24 protein-coding genes and 3 pseudogenes are annotated in these 25,032 nt (G+C 69.2%); 16 read left to right on the forward strand and 11 right to left on the reverse strand.

The features are described from left to right. The first annotated feature begins 90 nt into the window (after positions 1-90). From ACWCPI_RS33685 to ACWCPI_RS33715, 7 genes and pseudogenes are all read left to right on the forward strand, one after another. Positions 91-940 (forward strand): IS5 family transposase gene (locus ACWCPI_RS33685; protein WP_451041743.1). Its coding sequence is split into 2 segments (ribosomal slippage): positions 91-501 and positions 503-940, totalling 849 coding nucleotides; the frame shifts between segments, so codons are not numbered across the junction. Between the two features lie 31 nt (positions 941-971). Continuing rightward, positions 972-1,361, forward strand: coding sequence for a hypothetical protein (locus tag ACWCPI_RS33690; RefSeq protein ID WP_451041744.1), 390 nt, complete (start codon positions 972-974; stop codon positions 1,359-1,361). A gap of 376 nt (positions 1,362-1,737) precedes the next feature. Continuing rightward, positions 1,738-2,538 (forward strand): hypothetical protein, encoded by an 801-nt coding sequence (locus tag ACWCPI_RS33695; RefSeq protein WP_451041745.1) that lies wholly within the window; start codon positions 1,738-1,740, stop codon positions 2,536-2,538. A 105-nt stretch (positions 2,539-2,643) separates the two neighbouring features. Next, a pseudogene (locus ACWCPI_RS33700) lies at positions 2,644-3,014 on the forward strand (IS5/IS1182 family transposase); the annotation flags it as partial. 6 nt (positions 3,015-3,020) lie between these two features. Next, entirely contained in the window at positions 3,021-3,167 is a 147-nt protein-coding gene (locus ACWCPI_RS33705) for a hypothetical protein (RefSeq protein WP_451041771.1), read from the forward strand. Between the two features lie 653 nt (positions 3,168-3,820). Continuing rightward, complete coding sequence (locus tag ACWCPI_RS33710; RefSeq protein WP_451041746.1) at positions 3,821-4,057, forward strand: Rho termination factor N-terminal domain-containing protein; 237 nt, start codon at positions 3,821-3,823, stop codon at positions 4,055-4,057. A 2,116-nt stretch (positions 4,058-6,173) separates the two neighbouring features. Next, on the forward strand, positions 6,174-7,106 hold the full coding sequence (locus tag ACWCPI_RS33715) for a PIN domain-containing protein (RefSeq protein WP_451041747.1): 933 nt from the start codon (positions 6,174-6,176) through the stop codon (positions 7,104-7,106). Between the two features lie 64 nt (positions 7,107-7,170). Here ACWCPI_RS33715 and ACWCPI_RS33720 read toward each other — a convergent pair whose 3' ends face one another. After that, positions 7,171-9,261 carry a HEAT repeat domain-containing protein gene (locus ACWCPI_RS33720; RefSeq protein ID WP_451041748.1) on the reverse strand — a complete coding sequence of 697 codons (2,091 nt, stop codon included), beginning with the start codon at positions 9,259-9,261 and terminating at the stop codon, positions 7,171-7,173. After that, on the reverse strand, positions 9,258-9,935 hold the full coding sequence (locus tag ACWCPI_RS33725) for a DUF7019 family protein (RefSeq protein ID WP_451041749.1): 678 nt from the start codon (positions 9,933-9,935) through the stop codon (positions 9,258-9,260). Before ACWCPI_RS33725 ends, ACWCPI_RS33720 begins: the two co-directional genes overlap by 4 nt. Before the next feature lie 193 nt (positions 9,936-10,128). On the opposite strand from ACWCPI_RS33725, the gene ACWCPI_RS33730 reads away from it, so the two are divergent. After that, positions 10,129-10,671, forward strand: coding sequence for a GNAT family N-acetyltransferase (locus ACWCPI_RS33730; RefSeq protein ID WP_451041750.1), 543 nt, complete (start codon positions 10,129-10,131; stop codon positions 10,669-10,671). A gap of 118 nt (positions 10,672-10,789) precedes the next feature. On the opposite strand, the gene ACWCPI_RS33735 is transcribed toward ACWCPI_RS33730, so the two are convergent. The 8 genes and pseudogenes from ACWCPI_RS33735 to ACWCPI_RS33770 form a co-directional block, all read right to left on the reverse strand. Further along, the gene (locus tag ACWCPI_RS33735) at positions 10,790-11,335 is read right to left on the reverse strand and encodes a hypothetical protein (protein ID WP_451041751.1); all 546 of its coding nucleotides are present in this window, start codon (positions 11,333-11,335) and stop codon (positions 10,790-10,792) included. Positions 11,336-11,834: 499 nt separating this feature from the next. After that, a pseudogene (locus ACWCPI_RS33740) lies at positions 11,835-11,990 on the reverse strand (VOC family protein); the annotation flags it as partial. Further along, positions 11,990-12,379 carry an ATP-binding protein gene (locus ACWCPI_RS33745; protein ID WP_451041752.1) on the reverse strand — a complete coding sequence of 130 codons (390 nt, stop codon included), beginning with the start codon at positions 12,377-12,379 and terminating at the stop codon, positions 11,990-11,992. The pseudogene ACWCPI_RS33740 and the gene ACWCPI_RS33745, both read right to left, overlap by 1 nt. A 309-nt stretch (positions 12,380-12,688) precedes the next feature. Then, positions 12,689-13,684: a hypothetical protein gene (locus ACWCPI_RS33750; protein WP_451041753.1), complete on the reverse strand. Its 996-nt coding sequence runs from the start codon at positions 13,682-13,684 to the stop codon at positions 12,689-12,691. Between the two features lie 342 nt (positions 13,685-14,026). Next, entirely contained in the window at positions 14,027-14,806 is a 780-nt protein-coding gene (locus ACWCPI_RS33755) for a glucosamine-6-phosphate deaminase (RefSeq protein ID WP_451041754.1), read from the reverse strand. 1 nt (position 14,807) lies between these two features. Beyond that, complete coding sequence (gene ptsP, locus ACWCPI_RS33760) at positions 14,808-16,496, reverse strand: phosphoenolpyruvate--protein phosphotransferase (protein WP_451041755.1); 1,689 nt, start codon at positions 16,494-16,496, stop codon at positions 14,808-14,810. Then, complete coding sequence (locus ACWCPI_RS33765; RefSeq protein WP_451041756.1) at positions 16,493-16,759, reverse strand: HPr family phosphocarrier protein; 267 nt, start codon at positions 16,757-16,759, stop codon at positions 16,493-16,495. The genes ptsP and ACWCPI_RS33765 overlap by 4 nt, the downstream gene beginning before the upstream one ends. A 47-nt stretch (positions 16,760-16,806) precedes the next feature. Next, complete coding sequence (locus tag ACWCPI_RS33770; RefSeq protein ID WP_451041757.1) at positions 16,807-18,057, reverse strand: PTS transporter subunit EIIC; 1,251 nt, start codon at positions 18,055-18,057, stop codon at positions 16,807-16,809. 313 nt (positions 18,058-18,370) lie between these two features. On the opposite strand from ACWCPI_RS33770, the gene ACWCPI_RS33775 reads away from it, so the two are divergent. The 7 genes and pseudogenes from ACWCPI_RS33775 to ACWCPI_RS33805 form a co-directional block, all read left to right on the forward strand. After that, positions 18,371-19,099 carry a GntR family transcriptional regulator gene (locus ACWCPI_RS33775; protein ID WP_451041758.1) on the forward strand — a complete coding sequence of 243 codons (729 nt, stop codon included), beginning with the start codon at positions 18,371-18,373 and terminating at the stop codon, positions 19,097-19,099. Positions 19,100-19,345: 246 nt separating this feature from the next. After that, positions 19,346-19,576: a PTS transporter subunit EIIB gene (locus ACWCPI_RS33780; protein WP_451041759.1), complete on the forward strand. Its 231-nt coding sequence runs from the start codon at positions 19,346-19,348 to the stop codon at positions 19,574-19,576. After that, complete coding sequence (locus tag ACWCPI_RS33785; RefSeq protein WP_451041760.1) at positions 19,573-20,037, forward strand: PTS sugar transporter subunit IIA; 465 nt, start codon at positions 19,573-19,575, stop codon at positions 20,035-20,037. Before ACWCPI_RS33780 ends, ACWCPI_RS33785 begins: the two co-directional genes overlap by 4 nt. Next, entirely contained in the window at positions 20,034-20,798 is a 765-nt protein-coding gene (locus ACWCPI_RS33790) for an HAD family hydrolase (protein WP_451041761.1), read from the forward strand. Before ACWCPI_RS33785 ends, ACWCPI_RS33790 begins: the two co-directional genes overlap by 4 nt. After that, a complete protein-coding gene (locus ACWCPI_RS33795) occupies positions 20,795-21,811 on the forward strand; it encodes a Gfo/Idh/MocA family protein (protein ID WP_451041762.1) in 1,017 nt (338 codons plus the stop codon). The genes ACWCPI_RS33790 and ACWCPI_RS33795 overlap by 4 nt, the downstream gene beginning before the upstream one ends. Beyond that, complete coding sequence (locus tag ACWCPI_RS33800; protein ID WP_451041763.1) at positions 21,808-22,839, forward strand: Gfo/Idh/MocA family protein; 1,032 nt, start codon at positions 21,808-21,810, stop codon at positions 22,837-22,839. The genes ACWCPI_RS33795 and ACWCPI_RS33800 overlap by 4 nt, the downstream gene beginning before the upstream one ends. Positions 22,840-23,013: 174 nt before the next feature. Then, positions 23,014-23,259, forward strand: a pseudogene (locus tag ACWCPI_RS33805) (lanthionine synthetase LanC family protein); the annotation flags it as partial. A gap of 353 nt (positions 23,260-23,612) precedes the next feature. Here ACWCPI_RS33805 and ACWCPI_RS33810 read toward each other — a convergent pair. Next, positions 23,613-24,032, reverse strand: coding sequence for a winged helix-turn-helix transcriptional regulator (locus ACWCPI_RS33810; RefSeq protein ID WP_451041764.1), 420 nt, complete (start codon positions 24,030-24,032; stop codon positions 23,613-23,615). Between the two features lie 87 nt (positions 24,033-24,119). Here ACWCPI_RS33810 and ACWCPI_RS33815 point away from each other — a divergent pair, with 87 nt between their 5' ends. Next, the gene (locus tag ACWCPI_RS33815) at positions 24,120-24,941 is read left to right on the forward strand and encodes an NAD(P)H-binding protein (RefSeq protein WP_451041765.1); all 822 of its coding nucleotides are present in this window, start codon (positions 24,120-24,122) and stop codon (positions 24,939-24,941) included. Positions 24,942-25,032: the final 91 nt, after the last annotated feature.

Here is a 25,032-nt window from a genome sequence, read left to right on the forward strand (position 1 = left end):
ACGTGGGCGGCCCCAGCGCTGCTGACGCTCATTGCGGATGCGGGCACGTTCACGGCCAGGCGGTTTCGTTCGGATCAGCCGGTCGTTGGTTTGGGCGTGCCGTTGAGTGACGCGCAATGGGCGCGGATCAAGCCGTTACTCCCGGACCACACGCCCAAGCGGGGTGGCCGGTGGAGAGATCACCGCGAGGTGATCGACGCCATCGCCTTCAAGCTCCAGACCGGAAAGCAGTGGATCCACCTGCCGGACAAAGACGGGAACTGGAGCGGCCTCTACAACCGGCTGCGGATGTGGGCCGTTGACGGCACGTGGGAGCGAGTGTTCACCGCGCTGATGGCCCAGGCCGACGCGGACGAGGACCTGAACTGGTCGGTCTCGGTGGACTCGACGATCGTGCGAGCTCATCAGCACGCGGCCGGGCCCGCAAAAGAGGCCCCAGTCGGCGAGCCGGACGACCACGCCATCGGCCGGTCTCGCGGTGGCCTGACCACGAAGATCCACCCTCGCGGCCGATGGACGCTGTTCCCCTCTCGCCTTCGTTCTCACCGCCGGACAAGTTGGCGACGCGCCCGTATCCGCCGACGTGATGGCCCGGCTACGCGTTCCCCGACGCCGTGGACGGCCCCGGACCAGGCCGGATGTGGTAGTCGCTGATAAGGCGTACTCCTCACGCGCGATCCGCGCGCACCTGGCCAGGCGCGGCATCCGGGCCGTGATTCCCGTCCCGGCGGACCAGAAAGGCCACCGGCTGCGCCGCGGCAGCCAGGGCGACAGACCACCAGCCTTCGACCGGGAGATCTACAAACAGCGCAACACCGTCGAGCGGTGCATCAACCGCCTGAAGCAGTGGCGAGGCATCGCCACCCGCTACGAGAAGACCGCGACCATCTACCTGGCTGGGTTGTATATCGTTGGCATCTTTCTCTGGCCAGCATCATGATCAGCATTTGGCCCAGTCCGAGGGATAAGCCATGAACGACAGCTATCGAAGCTTCCATGGGTTCGAGAACGTCAGTCTGGAAGACAGCTACGTACTGGACATCGCGGTCCATCCGGCTGTCCTGACCCTCAAGCTCGATCTACTGCTCTTGCCTGGTCACCCTGAACACCGGGCCGCTTTGGCGGGTGAACGTGCCTGCTTCCGGCGGGCCACGGTCGTCTTCTCGTCCGTACGTGCCCTGCACTGGACGGGCCAGGGTGTCATCAAGCCCGCGATGGACGCGAGCGGCAGTGCCGACCTGGGATCAGTCGACTCTCTAATCAGAGTCGACAACAGCTACACGCTCCTGGGCGACTGGGGCGAGATCAACCTGCAGTCAGACGCGCCTTCCTTGTCCATCGATCCGGGCCCCGCCACTTGATCCAAACAAAACGGCCTAGGTGGATGTGAAGCACAGCCGCCCGAACTGATGCCCACGAAGCCCGGTGAACGTCTACATCCACACCGGCTCAGCCTCAACACCCCACCCACAAGGAAAATTTCCTGATCACAGGCTTCTGCAACACGCTTCAGGGAGACGTCCCGTGATCGAACTTCAGGTGTGCTGCGATGTCGAACAGCTAACGGTGGCTGCCTGTGCGGCCTGGAGGAAGCTGTGTGCGTGCGCTGCACGCGCGGGTTCGCAGGGTTGGGTGATGACAGTGGGGGGATGGCGGATCTAGGATCCGCCCTGATCGAGGAGACGGGGGCAGAGTGATGGTTGAGGACAGTGCGGGGAACGTCCGCCGGGGTTTGAGATGACGACGCCTCATCTCGTCTTGCGGGGCGGTGGCGTGGTGGCGCGGTTGGTTCACGACGGGGTACTGCTGGAGCGGGCGGGCGAGGAGTTGGCCATACCGCTCACGGCGATCGAGCGGGTCACGGTGGACGGGCGGCGTGCCGCGATCGAACTGACCGTGCCGGACGGCACGGCGCCGCATGTCCACTGTGTCGAGGACGAGAGTGTGGTCGCGGTCGCCGCGTTTGCTGACACGGTCAACCGGCTATTGCCGAGGCGGGCGTCGGGCGAGCCGCGTGCCGACGGCTCCACACTCGTCAGCATCCGCTCGCTTGCGGTCCAGGAACGGCGGATGACCGCCGGAGGCGCGGCCCTGATCGTCCTGCTCCTGGCAGCCGGCGTTGTGATGGTGGCTGTGGGTGTAGCCGGAGGAGCGCGCTACTCGGCGATGCTGGTGCCCGCGTTCATCGGCATCCTCATTGGCTGGCTGACTGCCTACCTACCCGGTCGGAGTCTGTGCCGGACATGGTGGCTGCGAAAGCACAGCATCGCGGTGATGGCGCATTTCTCGCACAATGTGGACGGGATGAGGGCGTACCGCTACACGGACCTCAGCGGGGAGAGTCACTTTCACACCACCACCAGTCACGATCGGCGGATTGAGGTCATTTACGACCCGGCCGATCCCTCCCGGGCCATGGTCCGTGAGTCCCTCGCGATGCGCTGCATGACGGCCGTCCTGGCGCTTGTGGGGCTCGTTACCCTCGGCGGCACTCTGTGGTACGCGTACACCGTGATCACTGACGCGTTCAGCGGCTGACGTCTGACGCACAAGCATCGCCCTCTGGGCGGGTAGATACGAGGGGTGAGGGGCAGCTCCGGGAGCATCGGCTGATCCGAAAGAAATGATCTCGCGACGGCTGGTGTGATCACAGCGTCGGAGCCTTCCTGGATAGGCCCGTTCACCGGGCTGAGCCCGCGGCAGTTCGGCAAGCTGCTCACGGCACTGCGGTGCGAAGGCACAGACGCGGTTCGCAAGGGTCGGCCACGCGCCTGCGGTTGGAGGGCCGGGTTCTGCTCGTTGTCGGCAGGCTGGCGCATTGACGTGACACTGCGGCAGCTCGCGCCGGTGTTCGGCATCTCGAAGTCGGCGGCCGGTCGCATCATCGACCGCCTCGGGCCGTTGCTCGCGCTCCCGCAACGCAAGCGGTTCCCCAAGGACACCGTGCCGATCGTGGATGGCACCTTGTCCCCACCCGCTACCACAGCATCGCTGAGCAGTCGAAAACTTACAGGTGTCCGGTGTGCCTGCCAAAGTGCACACCGGGGAAGGGCAAGCGGCTACCCGCCGACGCCACCAAACTCACGACCTATGTCGACTGGCTGCTGGACCGTAGGGAGCTGATGGCGCTCGGCCGCGCGTTCGGCACGTTCAGTCAGGGATATTGATCCACCAGTTGGTCGCTGTTGTCCCACTCGGGCATTTGACGTAGGGCGACACAGTGCCGGGCTGCACCCAATCACCGGTGTAGTAATTACCGTTCGTGCAGCGCACCAGCGGCTGGTACGCGTAGGTGTGCGCGCACCAGGCCCAAGAGCCTGACCGATCTGGGAGGAAGCCCCCCGAACAGCCAGGCGGAACGTAACCGTCAGCAGATGCCGGGGGCGTTGCCCCGAGCACGATTGCCGCGGCCGCCGCAGCGGACGAGGCCAGAACTGCCAGTCGTCTCCGAGCCCTCATAGATCCTCTTCCTTTCTGTAGGCGGTGATCTTTTCCGTGAGATTAGGGGCACATGTGTTGTTCGACAGAGGTACTGGCCGGACAAACAACGTCCGAAGAATGGCTAGCGCTCGACGGGGTTCACAATTCTGCTCCTTCAGGAATCAGACCTTCCGTAACCGCGGAGTCTTCGTGGAGAGGGTCAGGGGCGATGCGCCGGGCCACCGCACAAAGTCGCGCTCCACGGCCTACACCGCGAGCATGAGCAACTGCACGTGGGGCTGGCGAAGATCAGCCGCTCGGCGTGTTCGCTGCTAAGCAGGGATCTCAGAGCATTGGTCTCGTAGGCCTTTTGCGGGCGGTGGGCCGATCAGCTGGCGAGGTGGTCCCGCGTGACCTGACGCAGCGCGCGCCGCCGACTGCAGTGCGGGCGTCGGCTCCCGCCTGCAGCCAGCGCGACACCGGTAAGAGCGAGCTGCGGCGCCTGAACAAGGCGGAGGTGTACCAGCGGGCTACCGACTACGACGTCGCCGGCCGCTCCAAGATGAGCCGGGAAGAACTCATCGACGCCCTCGCCCGCGCCGGACTCCGTCCCCTAGAAGAGCGCCGGCCCGCCTGACCCGGAGTCGTGCTGCGCTCGTGGCGTGCCCCCTTCGGAGTCGATGCGAAGCGCTCCCGTGCCCGGGTGGACGTGAACATCACCTGGTAGTGAACGGGGTGCGCGCGCCCAGTTCTACAGGCGGGTTGGGCCGCAAAACCCTTCCCGCTCAACCGTGTTCCCCGCACACACAGCGCATCCCGCGGGCCGCGCCCGTGTCCAGTCGGTCGTACAGCGAGGCGTTCAGGCAGCCGAGGTCCGTGCACCAGGCACGGCCGCCATTGGAGGTGAGGGCGCCAATGTGCTCAGGGCATGCGCCCGCCGATTACTGAATTGGCTGGAATATTGCTTTTTTACATTCTATTGCGCTGCTTAGGGTGCTCCCGTTTGGTCATCGCAAGCCGGGCAGCCGACTTGCCGTATCGAGGAGCGGTTTTGAAATCTTTCGCGGTCCGCAGCAGCGTTGTGGCCACCGTGGTTGCCGTGGGAGTGGCCGTCTCGGCCAGCCCCGCTGTGGCAGCCGGATCAAGCGCCACATGCGTCCAGAACTACTGCACGACCGTGGCGACTTCGTTTCCCGGCGGCACGATATCCGTCGATGCGGACGTACACGGCAGTGGTAAGTCTCGGTGGCAGCTCTGGGGACCCAACGGTTACTACTGCTCGCTCAACTTCGAAGCGTCCGCTCCTCCCCAGTCATGGGTCTGCTTCAATGCACCCGCTGGCACCTACAGCGCCGCCGTTACAGGACCTGCTGGACCTTCGAATATCGGTATCCGTTGGTGACTGCCAATCCGCTCGCGCAGAGTGCATGAAGTAGGAGCTGCGATCCCTCCAACGAGGAGCAGCTGACACAATGCGCCCCTCGGTGTCTGTGGTGCTGGCGTGCGAGACCACGCCTCCATTTGGTTGCCCCACGGCTATGGCTGCGAGTGCCCTTCACACGGAGCGGGCCGACTGCGGGAGTGGGCCTCGGCCGCTGCGAGAACTGCGGACACACTCCCGCAGATAAATGAGGCACTGGTCGGATGCCTGGTCGCAGCTCAGTGCCCGCAGAGGCCCGGGCCGGCCCCGAAGATGCTTGATCGGCTGGATCCGATCATGTGGTCTACCTGTTGAGCGAGAAGTTGTCCGTTCGGCTGCCACCGCCGTCCCGGAGCCATCGGGCGGGCCAAGAAGGAATTCCAGTGACTGTCCCAACTCGCCCCGCCCTTTCCCATGGTCATCCAGGTACCAGTGGAAGTCGGCGACACCGGCTTCGGCTATCCGTGGCCGCGGGCGGTGACCCTCTGACTGTACGGCGAGATGGCGACCGTTGCACTGGGCGACTCCTCCGGGGCCGTTGAACTTGCTCAGTCCTGACCGCCATGCAGCGGTTCGCGCCCGGCGGCACCCCCGCCGGTCACACCAGAGATCGTGGAACGCGGGGGCCAGCCGCGACGCCGGCGAGGAACGCCGCCCGCTGGTCCGCCCGGGGCTCCTGGGTCCGCTTCCGTCCGTGTCCAGTCGATCCACCTGACACCCGATCCACCCGATCCGGATCTGCCGTGTGCGTGTGCCTCCACCCCGCATCCACCCGTCACACTTCGCCCCCGTCGGAACGGGTCGCTCGGCCATGGGTGGCGTCCGCTGCAAAAGGGGTGGCTCGCCTGAAGAGCCGCTCGGTACGGTGGCTCGGTGTGCTTCTACGCCATGACCCGCTACAAGCTGCACTACGCGTGCGTCTCGTGCCGTGTCAGCTTCAACCAGCATGGCTGTCCACAGCGGAAGCACCTGTGCCCCAACTGCGCCCGGCCGCTCGTTTGCGCGGGTCATGACTTCGCCCCTCCGCCCAGGCGTGATGTCCGCGGGTGGTCTGTGGCGGCTGCGGTGTTGGGGGAAGGGCTGCGCTATGAGGGGCGATCGGCCTGCGGGTGTGGCAAGGAGCCCAAGTACCGCCCGCGGACAAGAGCGGAACTGCGGGTGCGTCGGATCGTTGCCGCAAGGGAAGGGCTCGCGTTGTCCGAGACATTGTCCCGACCGGACCCTCTGACTCCGTAGGCTGACTGACCTCGCACATCTGTTTCAGGCGGCGATGGCTGATGAGGGCTGCTGCAACGCCCACGTGCGGACGGCCCGTACCGTGAGGAGCTCATGCATGTTGTTGAGGCCCGGAACGACCTGCGCTGAGGCGATCACGCTGTTGGAGCGCCTGACCCATCAAGGGCTCAACGACGTCCAAAACGCCGTACCGTACGTGGTCGGCGACGCGGCGCCCGGGATGCCTCAGGAACACTGGGACGCCGTCGCTCGGATGCGGCGCATGTACGACGAGTGGACGCTTCAGGCCGGGAGCGAGCTGCTGAAGGCGTTCGCCGACCGGTCGGTGGCGGCGCGGCTGCGGGGCGAGCGGTACAACGCGATCATGCACGGTCAGTTCACCGCCGACCGGCTCACGGTGCTGACGAACACCGAGTTGCAGGAACTGCGCAGCTACTTCATGGACCTGGCCAACGAACTGCGCCGGACGCAGGAGCGGTTCACGCGCCACCGGGTGCGGACGGTGGTGCTGGACACCAACGACCTGCTGCACTACATGCGCTTCGACAAGATCCCATGGCAGCGGGTCTTCGGCCCCGGCACGTCCGTGCTGATCCCGCACGTCGTGCTCGACGAGATCGACAAGAAGTCCTACGAGACTCACGACACCAGCGTCCGGAAGCGGGCACGCGGCGTCTTCACGCTCCTGGAGCAGACCCTGGCCCAGATCGAGACCGCCGGCCACGCGGTGGTGAACGGGGACACCATCGTCGACGTCCTGCTGGACGAACCCGGGCACGTGCGGCTGCCGAACAACGACGATGAGATCGTCGCGCGCGCCTGTTTTCTGCAGCAGGCCGTGGCGCCGTCACCGGTCACGGTGGTCACCGGGGACAACGGGATGCGAGCTCGAGCGCTGTCCTGGGGGCTGAAGGCCCGTGTCCTGGACGAGAAGTACAAGATCGAGCGGCTGAGTGCTGCGGAGAAGGGCGCAAACGAGCAGGCCATCACGTTCGACGTTCCCGACGAGGACGGGGACGGGGACCGATAGACCCGGCGCCGGCCGACAGCCTCGGCCGGCGGATCGGACGCGCAGCCGGAGAGACACTGTGGACCTACCGCAAGCCCGCGCGCAGCAGCACGCGCAACGCCTCCCGCGCCTCGTCCCGGTAGGGGCCGGCGACGAACGACCGCTGATGCTCGAAGTGCTCGACGACGATCGCCTCCGCCTCCGGCGCGCCGCTGCGGGCCAAAGCGAGCAGGGCTGGGCCGTGGGGGTGCCGCATCATCGGGTCGGAGAGCAGCTTCAGCAGGTGGGGCAGTGCCTCGGCGACGGGGCGTTCAGCGAGGGCGCGTTCGGCCGTGGCCCGGACGGGCTGCGGGTGGGGCCCGTGTGCCAGCCGGGCCAGGGCTGTGGTGGACTCCGGCCCGGGGCAGGCGGCGAGCGCCGGGACCAGGGCGCAGAGGGTGGCGCTCGGCCAGCGGTTCTGGCGCGCCAGGCCGGGAAGGGCGCACAGGGAGGCGGCTGCCGGTGGGCCGATGCGCGCCAAGGAGGCGACTGCCGCCCGTACGGTCTCAGGTTCCGGGTCGGCCGTCAGGTCCGTGAGGGCGGTGATCGCTTCTTGCGTGGGGAAGCTCCCGAGTGATGCGGCTGTCCGCAATCGGAGTGACTCGGAGTCCGAGCGGGCCGTGTCCAGCAGTGTCGGGAGGGCCTCGTGGGCGCCGATCCGTCCCAGCGCCGTGACGGCGCGCGCTCGCAGGGCGGGGGCCTCTTCCGTGTCGCCGGCCAGGGCCACGAGCGCCGGGACGGCCCGGCGGTGACCGAGCAGGCCCAGCGCGTCGGCGGCGGCGCGGCGCAGGGTGGGCGGCTCGTCGGTGGCGAGGGCTGCGAGCAGCCCGGGGGCGGCGCCCTCGTGCCGCAGCAGGCCGAGGGCGATCGCCGCTCCTCGCCGGGACACAGCAGTGCCCGTGTACCCGCGACCGCCGCCCGGCCCGTCATCGCTCTCGCCGAGCAGTTGCAGCAGCTCCGTCACGGGCGGCTCTGGCAGCCGGGCCAGCGTGGCTGCGGCGGCCTCGACGGTCCGACGGTCCGGCAGCGCACGCTTGAGCAGCGCCGCCCCCACCATCTGCCCGGCCCGCAGGTCGATCACGCCGAACGCTCCCAGCGCCCGCACGGCGGCCCTGCGCAACGCGGCCGGCCACGCCGGATCCAGCAGCGGCAGCAGTCCCTCCGCCTCCCTGACGAAGCGCAGGTCGCCGAAGTAGGACGAGGTGAACAGCCGCGGCTGCTCGGTCATCACGTCGCAGATGGCGACGCATGCGGCCTCATACGGGTAAGCCTCCCGCGGATACGTATGCGGGAAGTTCTCCCGGTGCTCACGCGGCCAGCTTCCCTGTGGGTCCTGCAGGAGTCCCCGCATCCGCGCACGCCCCTGCTCGCTTCGGGCCAGCAGCCGCCCGGCCAGCCGCGCCGTCTCGTGGTCAGCGCTGCGCAACCGCTCCACCAGCGGTTCGATCCTGGAAACATGCAGCCATTGCTCCGGCTCAGGCAGTTCGAGCAGCGCCTGCAGCGCCGTCCGGCGGATCGGGTGCGGCGTCTCCCCCATGGTGACGATGTGCAGCAGTGCGGGCGCTGTACGCGGATCACGGAAAGCGGCCAACAGCCCGACCGCCGCGTCCAGCTCGTACGGCAGCAGCCGCCACAACCGGGCCAGCACTGGTTCCAGGGCCTTGGGATGGGGCGCCTCGGTGAGCAGCCGCACCACGTCCGACTCCGGTCGCTGGTCGAACCGTACGAGCAGCCGTTCACTCGCCTCCGCCCACGCCCCGATCGCGACCAGCGCCTCGAATGCGGCGGTCTCCAGCCGGTAGCGCAGGTTCTCGCTGACCTCCCCGTCCAGCAACCGGCACAACACCGGCACGGCACGCTGTTCCTGTCGCCGTCCCAGTGCCCGCACCGCCTCGATCAGCGGCCAGGACCGGTCATGGTTGTACAACCCGAAGTCCGGGTCCGCCACCAGCGGTTCACACCGCTCCAGGTAGCGAATCAGCGCCGCCCCGCTCTCCGCGCCGAAGGTCGCCTCGCCCAGCACCTCGGCCGCCCGCGCCGCCGTGAGTTCGTCGGGCCCTTCCAGCGCCCGGCACAGCCCGTCGAGATCGCCGGCCATCCACAACCGCGCGACCCCGGTGTCCCTCATGCCCTTCATCCGCCCGGCTGCTCCTCCGACAGGGCCACGTACAACGGCGTCCCCACCACCACCTCCCGCTGCGCCCCCGTCTCGTCGGTCACCCTCCCGCGCAACAGCTCCCGCGCCAGGAACTCGCACCACATCGCGGGTCCGGCGAGCCGGTCGCACACCTGCGCCACGTCATGCAGTACGCCGCCCGCGGGCCGCGTCGCCGGCACCCCAGCCGTTTCCGCCCGCGTCGCCTCCTGCAGGAACCGGTACAGCGACGGCAGCCACGAATGCCCCACCCGCCCCAACTCCGGCGCCGCGCTGTGCCCCACCAGATGGTGCGCCGACCCCACCAGCGCGACCAGGGTGTCCCCCTCCACCCCCGACATCAGCACGGGCCCCTCGGCCAGCCCATCCCCCGACACCCGGAGTCCCGCCTCACCCCGGAACCAGAAGCCGGACCCTGCCTCCTCCTCGGCTCCCGGCGACATCCATCCGACGTCGTACTCCCGCTCCAGAAACCCCTCCACCACATCCAGCCGCTCGTACAGTCCCATCTCCTGACGCGCAGGCCGCTGCATGGACACCCCGGCGACCTTCAGATCCACCTTGGCCTCCCCCGCCAACCGCGACAGCAGCTTCTGCGGAATCTGCGCGTGGAGCATCTCCACCTTGGCCTCGGACACATACACGTAGTACCGCAATCCCGCCTCCCTCACCTCAACTATCGCTTCAGCGTATGCAGTTACGCAGTTGCGGCGTGACCGTGTCGGCGTACGGGGCCGCGCTGGCGGAGGCGTCCGCGTCGGTTGAGGAACCGCACCATCGGCAGCAGGGCGTGTGTGGAAGCGCCCGGCGAGGACGGCGGAGTGCCCGGCGCGGATACAGAATGATCGGATGGTCACCCTTGAGACTCCGCGATTGATCCTGCGTCGCTGGCGCGAGGAAGACGTTGCGCCCATGGCTGCCATCCATGCCGACCCCGAGGTCATGCGGTGGATCCGTGACGGCAGCGTCCGTGACGGTCATCAGACTCGCGACGGGATCCAGGCTTGGGAGAGCGAGTGGGAGTCACAGGGCTTCGGCCTGTTCGCCGTAGAGATCCGGTCCACTGGCGAGCTGGCCGGGTTCACCGGGCTTTCGGTGCCAGCCTTCTTGCCGGAAGTGTTGCCGGCGGTTGAAGTCGGCTGGCGGCTGGGACGTTCGCACTGGGGGCAGGGCTTGGCCACCGAGGCCGCTGCGGCCGCTGTACGGTTCGCGTTCGAAGAGCGAAGGCTGAAGCGGATCGTCAGCATCTCCCAGGTGGGCAACGACGCCTCCGAACGGATCATGACGAAACTGGGGATGCGTCCGTTCCTCGAGACCGTCAGTCCCACCGGCGGTCGGCCCCTCCGGGCGTTCGAGTTGTCCGCGGACCAGTACGTCACAGCCGCTCGTTGACGGCGGCAATGAGGCACCAGCCTCGTGTGGACCGGCTCAACTAGCAACGGGTTTCCGCCCACGACGGACGGCCGGGTCCGACGTCCGCTGCGAGTCGCCGGACCCTGCGCCGTCCACGTCAGACAGGGATGAGGGTCAGGTTGCCGTTGGTGTGAACGTGGCTCACTCCCTGGATGGTCAGGCATTCCAAGGGATTGTGGGGACCGACGGTCTCGAACAGAGTGCTGTATCCGGCGAAGTCGCCGGCAGTCACCGTACCCACCTCTGTCGTGACGATGTTGCCACCCACGATCGTGGCGGTCCTGCTGTAGCTGATCGTGCTGAACCCGTGAGTGCCACCGTTCCAGTAGACGGTGAACACGCCCGTGGCCGGCGTGAGGAGGTCGGCGCAGGAACGAACCGCATGGAAATGCGCGCCGTACGAACCTGCCGAAATGCTCACATCGCCGATGCATGGTGCGAGCTTGCCGTCCACCTTGACCTGAACCGTCTGGGGCGTGGCGCGCAGGCCGGGTTTGTAGTGGACGTCCGTCGACGAGACGCAGGTGAGGGTGGCGGCCTCGGCCGCTGCCGATGGTCCTGGGAAGAGGAGGATGCCGAGGAGGCCGGCCACCGTGGCGGCGGCGGTGAGCATGAGCCTGCATCTGACGATGGCTGGGAGCATGGGGATCCCTCCTGGCCGGAAGGCCGACCGAGTCCGATGAGAGATGGAGCGTGGGTCGTGCCCTGCCGCAGAGGCGAGGCAGGGCTGCGGGTGTCGGGACGGGCGTGGCCCCGCCCACCACGGGGGGCGCTGGCGAGTTCCGCGACTCTCGTTGCCTACGGCGGCCCACGCGGGAGCGGAGGCTCAAGACCACCGTCAGGGGCCGACTTCCTGGGCGCCAGGGCGTTTCGAGGGGCGCTCGCAGCAGTCGGGCAGCGCCTTCCAGTCAACGCGCGCCGCGGGCGGTGACGGTGTGCCCCGGTAGTCATCGGGGCTGCGCCTGGGAGGTCAGGCGCCTTTGCGGCCGCGGCTCTTGGTGGTGCCGCAGCCCGGGGTGTCGGCCGGTCAGGTCAGCCCGCCTCGTCACCGCCAGGTGGCCGCCGAGACCCCGGGTGTCCCTCTTCTCCTCGTCGAAGAACCTCCACCGCAGACCTCACCCACGTCCCCTGACCGATGCGCGTCAGAGCGGGTCGAGGCGCGCCTTGAGCAGGCAGAACTCGTTGCCCTCGGGGTCGGTCAGGACATGCCACTGCTCCTCCCCCGTCTGGCCGATGTCGGCCGGGCGCGCACCGAGTTTCAGGAGGCGTTCGACCTCGGCGTCCTGATCGGGCGCAGTCACGGACACAGTTCGGCCCACCTCGTCACGCCTCTGGTGTGCGTCACGGTGCCGTGCCGTGCGGCGAGGGCCGCCACGATGAACATCCCGCGACCGTGTTCCTCCGGCGGTTCAGGGCGCTGCGGACGACGAGGCTGCGAGCCGCCGTCCTCGACCTCGATGCGCAGCGTGCTGCACCGAGCGCAGCGCAGGCGCAGGACTGCGGGCGGCAAGGCGTGCGTCACCGCGTTGGTGACGAGTTCGGAGATGATGAGCAAGGCGTCCTCGCACGCCGATGCTGACAGCTGCTGGCGCACGAGGAAGTCCTGCGCGAGGTGGCGGACCCGTCTGACGTCTTCGGCTCCGGTGGTCACCACGACGAGGCGCCGGGTGTCCTGGTCCTGCGCCATCGGCCGGGCCTCTTGCCGAGGAGCCTCCCCTGGCCCAGGGAACGCAACGCCGTGGCCCGCGTCGAGCAGCCGGACCGGACCGGTCGGTTCGGGTAGTGCCTGGGCAGTCATGGCAACCTCGCGTCATCGGCGCGTCTTCGGCGTGTGCGTCGACCGGTCGACCTGGCCGGTTCAACCCTGGCCGGTCCACTCGTTCAAGTGGTTATTACCAGATATGACCAGTTTGAACTTGCCTGACGGAGCTGTCAACCCGCGCCGAATCGGCATCTCGAAAACTCGCAGGAAGGGCGCGGATGACGCCCACATGCGTCAGCGACTGCTTCGGCCCCCGGCCTTGAACGCCCGGTGGTGCGTCTTCTGGAACTCGTGCAGTGGATCACCGTCGAGTTCCCAGGGCCAGGCGGTGGCCACTGCGGACATCGCCTCGAAGACCTGCCACGCATCGCCGAAACGGGTGGCCTTGGCCAGGACGTAGGCGAGGAGGTTGAGATCGGCGAGCGCGGTGGCATGGGTGAGAAAACCGGGTTGCGGCCAGGTCGCGCGGGCGTGGTCGACGAGTGCACGCTCGTGTTGCTGGTTCCAGTGCCGGTGTGCGGTCAGCGCGGTGATCCCGCCGGCTGCCACATCCCTGCGGTAGCGCGTGAGGGAGTAGGTGAGGCTGAGCGCCGCCACGGGAGCGCCGGGAGGTGCGGCGATGGTGACGGAGTCGAGGAACTGCACGGTCAGGGCACTTGATCCGCACTCCTCCGGAGACACGTAGTGCAGCATGTGCCGGTGTGCTTCCCGGTTCCAGGGGTCCCGCTCCTTGACGGCTTCCCAGACCTGCTGCACCACCACCCCGGGTGACCGCTGCATCCGGTGACAGCTGAGCATGGCGACCCAGGGGGCGGGGTCCGCGGGCGCGAGTACCGCCGCACGCCGGGCCAGACGCACGATGCCTTCGGTGTCGAGAACCGTGCCGGTGCTCTGGGCCCGGTGGATGTCCGCGAAGATCTGGAGGAGCAGGGCGTCGGCGGCGTCCGGGGCCCGGCTTCGCCACTGACGGGCGAGCACGGGGGCCTCGGGGACGGTGCTGAGCACGAGCAGGCGGTGCATACGCCGGTCCCAGTCGTCGCCCGCGTCACGCAGTGTCTGTTCGATGGGGTACGTCAGCGCACCGCGGTCGTTGGACTCCTCCAGGTTGTTGCCCTGGGCAGCGATCTGGGCCGCGAGTTGGGCCAGGGTACGGGCTAGCCGGCCGTCGTCCAGCTCCGGGCAGAGTCGGCGGGGCGGTCGTGGGCAGCGTATGCGGAGCCACATGGTCATCTGCTCGTTTGCTCCTTCCGTCTGGTCGTGTGTGTCGCGGCAGAGCGGGACGGCCACCGCCTCACGGCGGCAGTCCAGCGGTGCCACGCGGGCGATCACAGCCGGGGGTCTCCGCGCGGTACTCTCCGAGGGGCGCCGTAGCCGGCCGGTGCGTCTCCCCACTCGGCCCGCCTGGCTTGACCACCTCACCCCGGCAGTCGTGATTGACCTGATCGCGTGACTGACCTGATCGCGTGACCGGCGTATCCGGGTAGGTCGCCGAACCCACCGGCGATTGCATCCGCGCCGCGGAGGAGGCCGCCGCCTGCCCCGGCCACGGCCCCCTCCCTGGGGTGGGTGTCCTCAATACCTGTGCCCGACAGGCCTGTGGCGGGCGATGCAGCGGTAGTAGGCCCGTTGTTCCAGCCGTGCGGCGGCCAGTTCGTCCACCACGACGGTGACGTGGGGGTGAAGTTGCAGGACGGAGGCGGGGCAGGCCGCCGTGACGGGGCCTTCCGCGGCAGCGGCCACGGCGTGGGCCTTGTGCGGACCGGTGGCGATCAGCACGAGGTGGGACGCCTCGCCGATCGTCGCGAGCCCCTGGGTGATGACGTGGCGGGGAACGGCGTCGATGCTGCCGAAGAAGCGTGCGTTGGCACGGCGGGTGTCGTCGGTGAGGGTCTTGAGCCGGGTACGGGACGCCAAGGAGGAACCCGGCTCGTTGAAGCCGATGTGACCGTTGGCCCCGATGCCGAGCAGCTGCAGGCCGACAGGCCCCGCCTCGGTCAAGCGGTGTTCGAAGCGGCGTGCCTCCGCTGCGGGGTCGCAAGCCGTACCGGAGGGTAGGTGGAACCGTGCGGGATCGAGGTCGACCTGGTCGGCCAGCTCGCGTCGGATCACCGCGGCGAGGGACTGCGGGTGGTCAGCCGGGATTCCGACGTACTCGTGGAGCAGGAAGGCATGCACATCGGTGCAGCTGAGGCCCTCGTGGCGATGGCGGCGGGCCAGGTCCCGGTAGACGCCGAGGAGCGAGGAGCCCGTGGCCAGGCCCAGTGTTGCGAGACCGTCGTCCAGCGCCTGCTGGACGATGCCGGCCACGGTGCGGGCGGCGTCCTGCGCGTCAGGGCGGATCACCACCTCCATGTCACAGCCCTTCGCCGTCGGGCACGTCGGCACCGAAGGCCTCGCTCAGCTCCCGCACGGCGGCACGAGCCGCGGCCGGCCCGGTGGTGTCCCGTACAGCGGCCGCCAGCCTGCGGCACTGCTCCAGCGTGACCTCGGCCAGGGTGTCGCGGACATCGGCGACGGCCGGGGCGGCCATGGACAGGCTGCTCACCCCCAGGCCGACCAGGACCGCGGCCAGAAGCGGGTCGGCCGCGGCCTCGCCACACACGCCGACCGGCCGTCCCAGGGCACGGGCCGCGCCGCAGACGCCCGCGACCAGCATGAGCAGGGCGGGCTGCCACGGATCCAGGAAGGCGCCCAGGGCATCGGACGTCCGGTCGGCGGCCAGGGTGTACTGGGCCAGGTCATTGGTGCCGATGCTGGCGAAGTCGACGTACTCGAGCAGCTGGTGGGCGCCGAGAGCGGCGGAGGGTACTTCGATCATGATTCCGACGCTTCCCGCGCCCAGGCTGCGGGCGAGGCCGGCGAAGGCGGCGGCTTCGTCCGCCGTGGACACCATCGGCGCCATGATCCTCAGCCGTGCGCCGGTACGGCGCTCCGCCGCGACGAGGGCCTCCAGCTGGGTTTCGAGGATGCCCGGCCGTAGCACCGCCGTGCGCAGGCCCCTGATCCCGAGAGCGGGGTTGTCCTCCCGTGGCAGCCGCAGGAAGGGCAGCGGCTTGTCGGAGCCGGCGTCAAGGGTCCGCGCGGTCACCTCACGCCCTTCGAAGTGAGTGAAGATGCGGGAGTAGGCCTCCACCTGCTCGTCGAGCGTGGGGGGTTCGCGGCGGTCCAGGAACAGGAACTCGGTGCGCAAGAGCCCCACGCCTTCGTTGTCCGCCTGCGCCGCACGCGTGGCGTCCGCCGGTGTGCCGATGTTGGCGAGGAGGCGGACGGCGTGCTCGTCCGCGGTACGGCCCGGGCCCTCGGTGCTCGGGCGCGTGCGGGTACCGGCCCGTTCGAGGGCGCGCCGACGGCGTTCGGGTGACGGATGGGTCTCGACGGTCCCGGCCCGCCCGTCCAGCAGAAGAGGTGTGCCGTCCGGCAGGTCGAGGGCCTGTGGGCAGCCGACCACGGAGGGCAGGCCGAGGCTGCGGGCGAGGATGGCGGTGTGGCCGGTGGGGCCGCCTCGTTCGGTGAGCAGCCCGACCACGTCGCTGTCGGCCAGCTGGGCGGTGTCGGCCGGGGACAGCTCTGCGGCGGCGAGGATGAACGGATGTCCGGGCCGGGGGATGCCGGGCATCGGCACACCCGTCAGGAGCGCGACGGCCCGGTCACGAATGTCACGCAGATCGGCCGCGCGTTCTGCCATGTAGCCCCCCGTGGCCTCGAGCGGGGCGCAGTAGGCCTCGATCGCGAGGGAGAGGCTGTGGGCGGTGGGCGTGCCCCGGCCTATGTGATCGGCGGCGGCGCGGACGAGTGCGGGGTCGCCGGCCATGGCGGCGCCCGCTTCGAGGATCGCGCCCGCGGTTCCGCCTGTGGCGACGGCGCGCAGTTGCGCGGCCACATCCGCGAGCGCTCGACGTATCCGCTGCACTTCGTGACCGGGGTCGTCACCCGGTGCTTCGTCGGGGTCGGTGACGACCGGTGGCGTCATGCGGATCAGCGGTGCGCACGCCAGCCCGGGGCTCACGCCGTACCCGGTCACCGTGACGGAAGTGGGGCTCACGCGTCGAGCTCCTTGCCCAGCAGATCCGCCAGGCCGTCCAGGACGGCCTCGGCCTGCTCACCTTCCGCGGTCAGCGTGACCTGGTCGCCGTAGCCGGCGCCGAGCGTCATGACGCCCAGCATGCTGTCGGCGGCCACCGGCGGCCTGCCCTCGACGGCGATCGTGACCGGCAGGGGCGCCTGGGAGGCGGCCTGGACGAAGGTGGCGGCGGGCCTTGCGTGCAGGCCGCTGCGGGAGCCGATGGAGACGACGCGCTGCGCCATGGAACGGGCTTCCTTTCGATGGGGAGGTGTGGGAGTACGGGGCCGGGTCAGGCCGCGGGCTGGGGGTGGCGTTCCTGGCCGGTCTCCGGGCTGTCCTCCTCGCGGCCCGGGGTGCGCAGGTTCCAGCGGCGGATGACGAGGCGGAACAGGACGTAGTAGACGGCGGCGTAGGCGAGGCCGATGGGGATCAGCAGCCACGGGTCGGTGGCCTTGCCCCAATTGAGGAGGTAGTCGATGAGCCCGGAGGAGAAGGTGAAGCCGTGGTGGATGTCGAGGGCGTTGACCAGGGCGAGCGACGTTCCGGTCAGCACGGCATGGACGAGGTACAGGGGCCAGGCGACGAAGAGGAAGGCGAACTCGATCGGCTCGGTGATGCCGGTGAGGAAGCTGGTGAGCCCGGCCGAGAGCATGATTCCGCCGACGGCCTTGCGGTGTTCGGGGCGCGCTTCGCGCCAGATGGCCAGCGCTGCGGCCGGCAGGGCGAACATCATGATCGGGAAGAACCCGGTCATGAAGAGGCCGGCCTCGGGGTCGCCGGCGAAGAAGCGGTTCAGGTCACCGTGGACGACCTGGCCGGCGGAGTCGGTGAAGTCGCCGAGGATGAACCAGACGACGGAGTTGAGGATGTGGTGCAGGCCGAGCGGGATGAGCAGCTTGTTCGCCGTTCCGTAGATGCCGCCGCCGATGATGCTGTTGTCGTCGACGGCCTCGCCGACGGCGGTGAGACCGTTGTCGAACAGCGGGTACACCAGACTCATCAGGACGCCGACCACCAGTGCGGTGACAGCGGTGAGGATCGGGACCAGCCTGCGCCCGCTGAAGAAGCCCAGATAGGGCGGGAGCACGGTGCGATAGAAGCGTTGCCAGAGCAGGGCGGCGAGCAGGCCGATGACGATGCCGCCGAGCACGCCGAAGTTGACCACGGCCTGTTCGCCCGCGAGGTCCTTCTTTCCGTCGAGGACGACCGGGGACATCGCGGTGAAGACGCCGTCGAGGACGAGGTAGCCGACCACTGCCGCCAGGGCCGTGGAGCCGTCCGCCTTCTTGGCGAACCCGATGGCGATGCCGACGGCGAAGATCAGCGGCAGATGTGTGAACAGGGCTCCGCCGGCGGCGGAGATCACGTGTGCGGTGTCCTTCAGGGCGGAGAACCGGCCCAGGACATCGTCCTGCCCCAGTCGAAGCAGCAGGCCCGCGGCGGGAAGCGTGGCGATCGGCAGCATCAGGCTGCGGCCGAGTTTCTGCAGGCCGGCCAGGCCCGGGCGGCGGCCTGCGGATGTGGACGTGACGGTGCTCATGACGTACCTCGGAGGTGAGCGGAGGCGGGAGGCGCGGAGAGCCGGGCAGAAGCGCAGCAGCACAGAACTGCTGGATGAGCGGGGCTCCGCTGGTAAGGTCTGGTCATAACCAGTTGCCCTCAGAATGGCCCTGGGCACTCGACGTGTCAATGCCTTGCGCAGCGGAACTCCAGCCTGCACAAGCGGGCGGACGAGCGGCCGCGACACGGGGCTGCGACGAGTGCGGCCGCACCGGAGGTGACGCATGGCGCATACTGGTAGTGACCAGCCAGGAGGTGCGACGGGACCTCCGAGAACCGAGAGTGGGGTCGCAGTGACTGCACAGCAGATCGCAGGCAAAGGCATGGTGCCCAAGCACGCCCAGCTTCGAGCGATCCTGGTCGACATGTGCACCAACCAGCTCTCCCCCGGGGACGCGCTGCCGAGCGAGCGGCAGCTGTGCATCGACCACGGGGTGAGCCGGGTGACGGTGCGCGAGGCCCTGAGTCAGCTCGTGACGGAAGGGCTGGCCGTGCGGGTTCACGGGCGCGGCACCTTCGTCGCCGAACGGACCCACCGCTCAGAACTCGGTCTGGCCTCCTTCCACGAGGACATGCGCCGACTCGGCCTGGAGCCGGGAACCGTGGTTTTGTCCATCGACAAGGAACCCCCCTCCCCCGCGACCGCCTCGGCACTGCGGATGCCCGAGGAGCAACAGGCGTGGCACGTCCGCCGCCTGCGGCTGGCCGACGGGACCCCCATCTCCGTCGAGGACGCGTGGTACGACGCGACGCTCCTGCCCGAACTGGACTCGGTCGACTTCACGGCATCCGTCTACGACACCCTGGACTCCCGCTTCGGGTACCCCGTCGACCGCGCGGAGCAGACCGTCGGAGCCGGCCCGGCCTCCACGGAGACGGCGGCGCTGCTGGGTATCCGCAAGGGCACTCCCGTCATGACCTTCGACCGCATCGCCTTCAGTGGCGAACGGCCCGTCGAGCACGCGTACTCATGGTTCCGCGCCGACCGCTACCAGCTGCACATGACACTGTCCGACCGCTGACCTCGTCGCGCGCCCCGAGCGAGCCGGTTCACTGCCGATCGTCACTCGTTTGTCATGCACACACCATGCTCGACATCCTTCACCGGCCGGCTCGGCCGGGTCGGGCCGCACGGATCCCTCCCCTCTTCGCCTTGCCACTGGAAGTTTCAGCCTCTACCTTGTGGTCAGTACTGGTAATGACCAGTAGCGAAGCATGGCGCAGGGAAATGCGCCGTTCGCCACGCTCATCCATCGAGGGGCACTGTCATGTCCAAAGCACGGTTGATCGTCGAGGGGCTCGGCGGTGCCGGGAACATCTGCGACATAGAGGCCTGCATCACCCGGCTCCGCACCGAGGTGAACGACGCGGACGCCGTCGACATCGGCGCTCTCAAGCAGGCAGGGGCTCTGGGAGTCCTTGTCTCCGTCGGTGTCGTACAAGTCGTCGTAGGTCCGGAGGCCGACGCACTGGCCGAGGACATCAAGGAGTTGCTGTGAGCCTTGCGGTCTACGCCCCGCTCTCCGGGACGCTCACTGCGCTCGGCAAGGTACCGGACCCGGTCTTCGCCGCCCAGATGGTGGGCTCGGGAATCGCGGTGGAGCCTACCGCGGACGCCGGGCGCGTGGACGTCGCCGCTCCTGTCACCGGCCAGGTCGCCACGGTGCGCCCGCACGCGTTCGTCATCCGAACCGTCAGCGGGGCGGCCGTGCTGGTGCACCTGGGCATCGACACCGTTCGGCTGAACGGAGACGGCTTTCGCACACATGTCCGCGAAGGAGAACACGTCGAAGTCGGCCGCCGTGTGATCACCTTCGACCCCGGCGCGGTTCGTACGCGCGGTCTGTCCGCGGTCTGTCCGGTCGTCGTCCTCGACAGCGCGCCCGGATCCGCGCAGGCACCGTCGGTCACCGGGCCGGTGCGGGCCGGGGCCTTGATGTTCAGCTGGGCGGCGTCGTGACGGCCGCCGGCCGCGACGCACCGGGGCACAGGGACGTACGGGCGTCCGGCGCTCGGCCGCGGTGCGAGGCGGTCCTGCTGGATCTGGACGGAACTCTCGTGCTCAGCGAAGAGGTCCACCGCCTCGCCTGGCAGGCGTTCTTCGAGACCTGGGGCGTGACGGTGACCGACGCCGATTACGAGCAGCACTACATGGGGCGACGGCCCGGCGATGTCATCGCCGGCGTTCCCGGGCCCTGGACGGGCACCGACTCCGCAGCCGCGCTGTCCACCATGACCGCCTTCACACTGGAACACGCCGACGGCGTCCGAGCCGTGCCCGGCGCTGCCGGCCTCATCCGGCAACTGCGCGTGAAGTATCCGGTGGCCGTCATCACCAGCGCCGGCGCCGGGTGGGCGGACCATCTCCTCGGCAAGGTCCTGGACGTACGGCACCTGGTCGACGTGGTCGTCACCGCCGAGGACACCACCGCGGGCAAGCCCTCCCCCGAGGGCTATCTGAGAGCCTGCGCGGCCTTGCGCGCACGCCCCGGGCGCTGCCTGGCCTTCGAGGATTCGCCGTCGGGAGTCCGTGCCCTGGTCGCCGCCGGAGTGCGGGACATCGTCGGCGTCACCACCACCGCCGCCGAGGACGACCTCACCGGCGCGGGAGCGCGCTGGACCGTTCCCGATCTCACCTCCGCCAGCGTGCGCGATGTCCGCCGCGCCCTCCGGGGACGCACGGCCACAGGGGCCGGCACCGACGAGGAGAACCGAGTATGAGCAGACTTGATGTCGCCGTGATCGGTGCCGGGTTCATCGCCCGCACCCATCTGCCGGCCTGGATCGCCCTCGGGGCACGGATCCGCATCCATTCCACCGACGGCCAAGCCGCCGTACTCGCCGAGGAGTTCGGCCTGACAGAGGCCGCCTCACTCGAGGAGGCACTGGACGGGGCGGTGGTCGCCGACATATGCACCCCCACCACCACTCACCACGACATCGCCCTCTCCGCGTTCGCGGCGGGAGCGCACGTCCTGTGCGAGAAGCCGCTGGCTCTGACGCCGCGGGACGCCCGCGAGATGGCCGACGCCGCCCACGAGGCGGGACGTCTGCTCTGTCCCGGACACGTCGTGCGGTTCTTCCCCGCCTACGTCCGCCTCCGCGACGCCGTCGAGTCCGGCGCGCTCGGCCGCGTGGCCGTGGCCCGCTTCACCCGTGCCGGCCGCTTTCCGACCTGGAGCAGCTGGTTCGCCGACCCCGCCCTTTCCGGAGGCATCGTCACCGACCAGATGCTTCACGACATGGACATCGCCAGGTGGCTCTTCGGCGAGGTCGTCACCATCCACGCCACCCAGCGCGGCAACCCCGGCGCCGACGACGGCCCCGTGGCCACCGGAAGCGCCACCCTCACCCACGCATCCGGCGTGATCTCCCAGGTCCTGGGCGCATGGGGCCCGGCTGCGACTCCGTTCCGCTACACCTTCCACGTCGCCGGTTCGCACGGCACCCTCACCCACGACTCGCTCGCCCACCCCTCGCTGCGGGTGACCGGGGCACCGCGCGGGTCCGGCGCCGGCGTGCCGACAGGTGACTTCGGCGAAGACCCCTTCGCCGCGCAGATCCGCGAGTTCGCCGCGGCCTTCGAGGGGGGTCCCGTGCCACGGGTGACCGCCCGCGACGGGATCGCGGCCGTCGAGATCGCCGCGGCTGCCCGCCGCTCCGCGGCCACCGGCCGCGCCGTCACCATGCAGGACCCGGCCCCGCACGCGTTCACGGAAGGAAACCCCCGATGAAGGTCGCCCTCCTGTCCTTCGCCCACGTTCATGCGGCCACCTACATCCAGCTGCTGCGCGACCGGGACGACGTCGAACTCGTCGTGACCGATCCCGACGCCGAACCGGGCGACGCCACACGCGGCAAGGCCCTGGCCGACGAGCTCGGCGTCAGCTATCTGGCCGGCTATGAAGAGGCGCTCGCCGAACGCCCGCAGGCCGTCATCATCACCAGCGAGAACGCCCGCCACCGCGAACTCGCCGAACTGGCCGCCGCCGCGGGCGCTCACATCCTGTGCGAGAAGCCCCTAGCCACCACGCAGGACGATGCGCAGGCCATGATCGCCGCCTGCGATCAGGCCGGAGTCAGTCTCATGACCGCGTACCCGGTCCGGTTCCACCCGGCATTCGCGGCCCTGCGGCAGGCGCTGGCCGACGGCGCTGTGGGGCCACTGCTCAGCGTCCACGGCGTCAACAACTCCCGTCCTCCCGGCCTGGTCCGCCCCTGGTTCACCGATCCGACCCTCGCAGGCGGTGGCGCCGTCATGGACCACACGCTGCACATCGCCGACCTCCTCGACGTCCTCCTGGACGGGGAACAGCCCACCCACGTCTACGCCGTCGCCAACACCCACCTCTCCCCCGACGCCGATGCCGACGCCGACGAACCGGCCGTCGAGTCGGCCGGCCTGGTCACCCTCACCTATCCGAGCGGTCTCGTCGCCACCATCGACTGCAGCTGGAGCCACCCCGCGTCACATCCCACCTGGGGCGGCCTCACCCTCACATGCGTCAGCCAGCGCGCCCTCACCGAGTTCGACGCCTTCCCGCCACTGCTCACCGGCTACGACACCCCGCGCTCCACGCCCCGCTGGGAACCCTCCGCCATCGACCTCGACGCCGCCATGCTCGACGCCTTCCTCACCGCCGCCCGTACCGGACAGCGCGCACAGCCCGACGGTCGGACGGGACTGCGTACACTCCGAACCGCCCTGGCCGCGTACACGTCCCTGCGCACCGGCCAACCCGCCACCGTGGACGCGGCTTGACCTGCACTCATGTGGCGGGGCCGCGGGTGCCGCACTCGGTGACGAGCGGTCGCCCCAGGTATCGGTGGTACAGGGCCAAGTGGTGCAGGAAGGCGAGGGTGAAGTCGAGGTGCCGTGCCGTCATGCCCGCCTCGCTCGTGGTCTTGGTGGCCCTGAGCGGCCTACGGGGCGCCAGGCGTGGCACACGCGCTGTGGCTCGCGGGCACAGCCCTGGGCGACCGCGGTCTGCACGATGTCGCGCCCGAGGCCATGGCCGCCGTATTGAGGCGCCGTGCCCACAGGCGCTTCATCGACTCGCCGACGTTCTGCCACGGCGTGGCAGGACTGCTGCAGCTCGTCCTGCGCTTCGCCCACGCCACGCGCCAGCCCTTCCTGCGCGACGCGGCGGACCAGCTCGTGGAGCAGTTGCTCGCTGCCTGACGAGCCGGACCGCCCGTGGGGTTACGCCGCGCTTGATCCCGGGAACGCCCCCGGTGGACCGCCCGGGGCTCGTCGACGGCGCGGCGGGCGTGGCGCTTGTGCTTCTTGCCGCGGCGACAACTGCCGCTCCCACGTGGGACAGACTGTTTCAGCTCTCCTGAAGGTCTTCGACGGCATCGACGACGCCCGCAGGCCGCGGGCATCCGCACCGACCCGGCGTGTCCTCGGTGCAGTTGTCCGCTTCGATGAACAACAGCGGTAACCCCACGTCCGGGCGGTGAGGCGAGGTCGGCCTACACGCATCCCACACGGGGGCTTCCACATGACCGTCGGCGGGAGGGCGACGTTTCTCGTCAGCGGATGTCGTGGTCGGGGTGGGTCTCGTCGTACGCGCGCCGCGCCTCGGCGATGACGGCACGGTGGGCCAGCGACCAGTCGGCGAGCGCCTTGACCAGGTGGGTCAGGCCGGTCCCGGTCTCGGTGAGGCGGTAGTCGACCTGGGCCGGGACGGTCGGGTACACGGTGCGCAGCACGAGGCCATCGCGTTCGAGCCTGCGCACCGTGAGGGTGAGCATGCGCTGGGAGATGCCGTCGATGGCGCGCTGCAGTTCACGGAATCGACGCGGCCCGCTGGCAAGTTCAACGATCACGAGCACCGACCATTTGTCGCCGATGCGGTCCAAGACGTCGCGGATCCCGCAGTCGGGGTGGTCCTCGCGTCCGCAGGGGTCGAGGTCGGCGGGGGTGGTTACTCCAGTGTGCGTGAGTGACATCGAACTGCCTTCTTGTGGCCAGGGGGCGTGCGATCAAGGATCAAGCGTAGTTACTGATGAGAACCACGACGGAAGACTGCGATTGACATGATCTTGGTGACCGGAGCAAACGGGAACCTCGGCTCGGCCACCCTTGCGGCGCTGCGCTCCCGCGGTGTCGCCGCGAGGGGCGGCAGCCGAACGCCGGGCGAGGGGATGCAACATCTCGACTTCGACGACCACATGAGCCTCGATCTCACCGAGGTGTCGACCCTGGTGTTGATCTCTGCCGGGTACGCGGAGGACGACCAGGTCGTCGCGCGGCACGCGGCGGTCCTGGACGCGGCCGTCCGCGACGGCGTCGGCCACGTCGTCTACACGAGCCTGACCACCGCCGGCGACCATCTCGGTTTCGCACTCGCGCACCGTGCCACCGAACGCCTGGTGCAGGCGAGCGGATTGTCATGGACGATCCTGCGCAACGGCCTGTACGCCGAACTGCTCGGCGGCTTGCTGATGTGGGCCGAGTACGGGGTGGAGTCCGCCTTCGGGGACGGCGCCCTGGCCGCGGTCGCGCGGGAGGATCTCGCCGATACCGCGGCGCTCGTTGCGGCGAATCCGGCAGGACACAGCGGGCGCGTCTACGACCTGGTCGGCATACCGATCACGGCGGGTCAGGTGGCTGACCAACTCGGGGTCCCCCACCACACCATCGGTCTGGGCGAGTACCGGCGCAGGCTCCTCGATGAAATGCCAGGGCTCCTGCCGTTCCAGCCGCCCATGCTCGCCTCGATCGCCACCGGCATCCGACACGACTTTCTGGGCGGCACCGCGCCCGACCTCACCGACCTCCTTGGCCGCCCGGCCCGCGACCCACTGGCTACGGCTGTTGCGGCCGCATCCGCCACACGACCGGACACAAGCGCCTAGGCAGTTTCGTTTGGATCATCGGGCGGACCAAAGGAAGATGCCCGCGATGTGGAGTCCGGCCAGGTAGATCGTGGCGGTCTTCTCGTAGCGG

It is taken from the genome of Streptomyces sp. NPDC001920 (genome assembly GCF_053594495.1).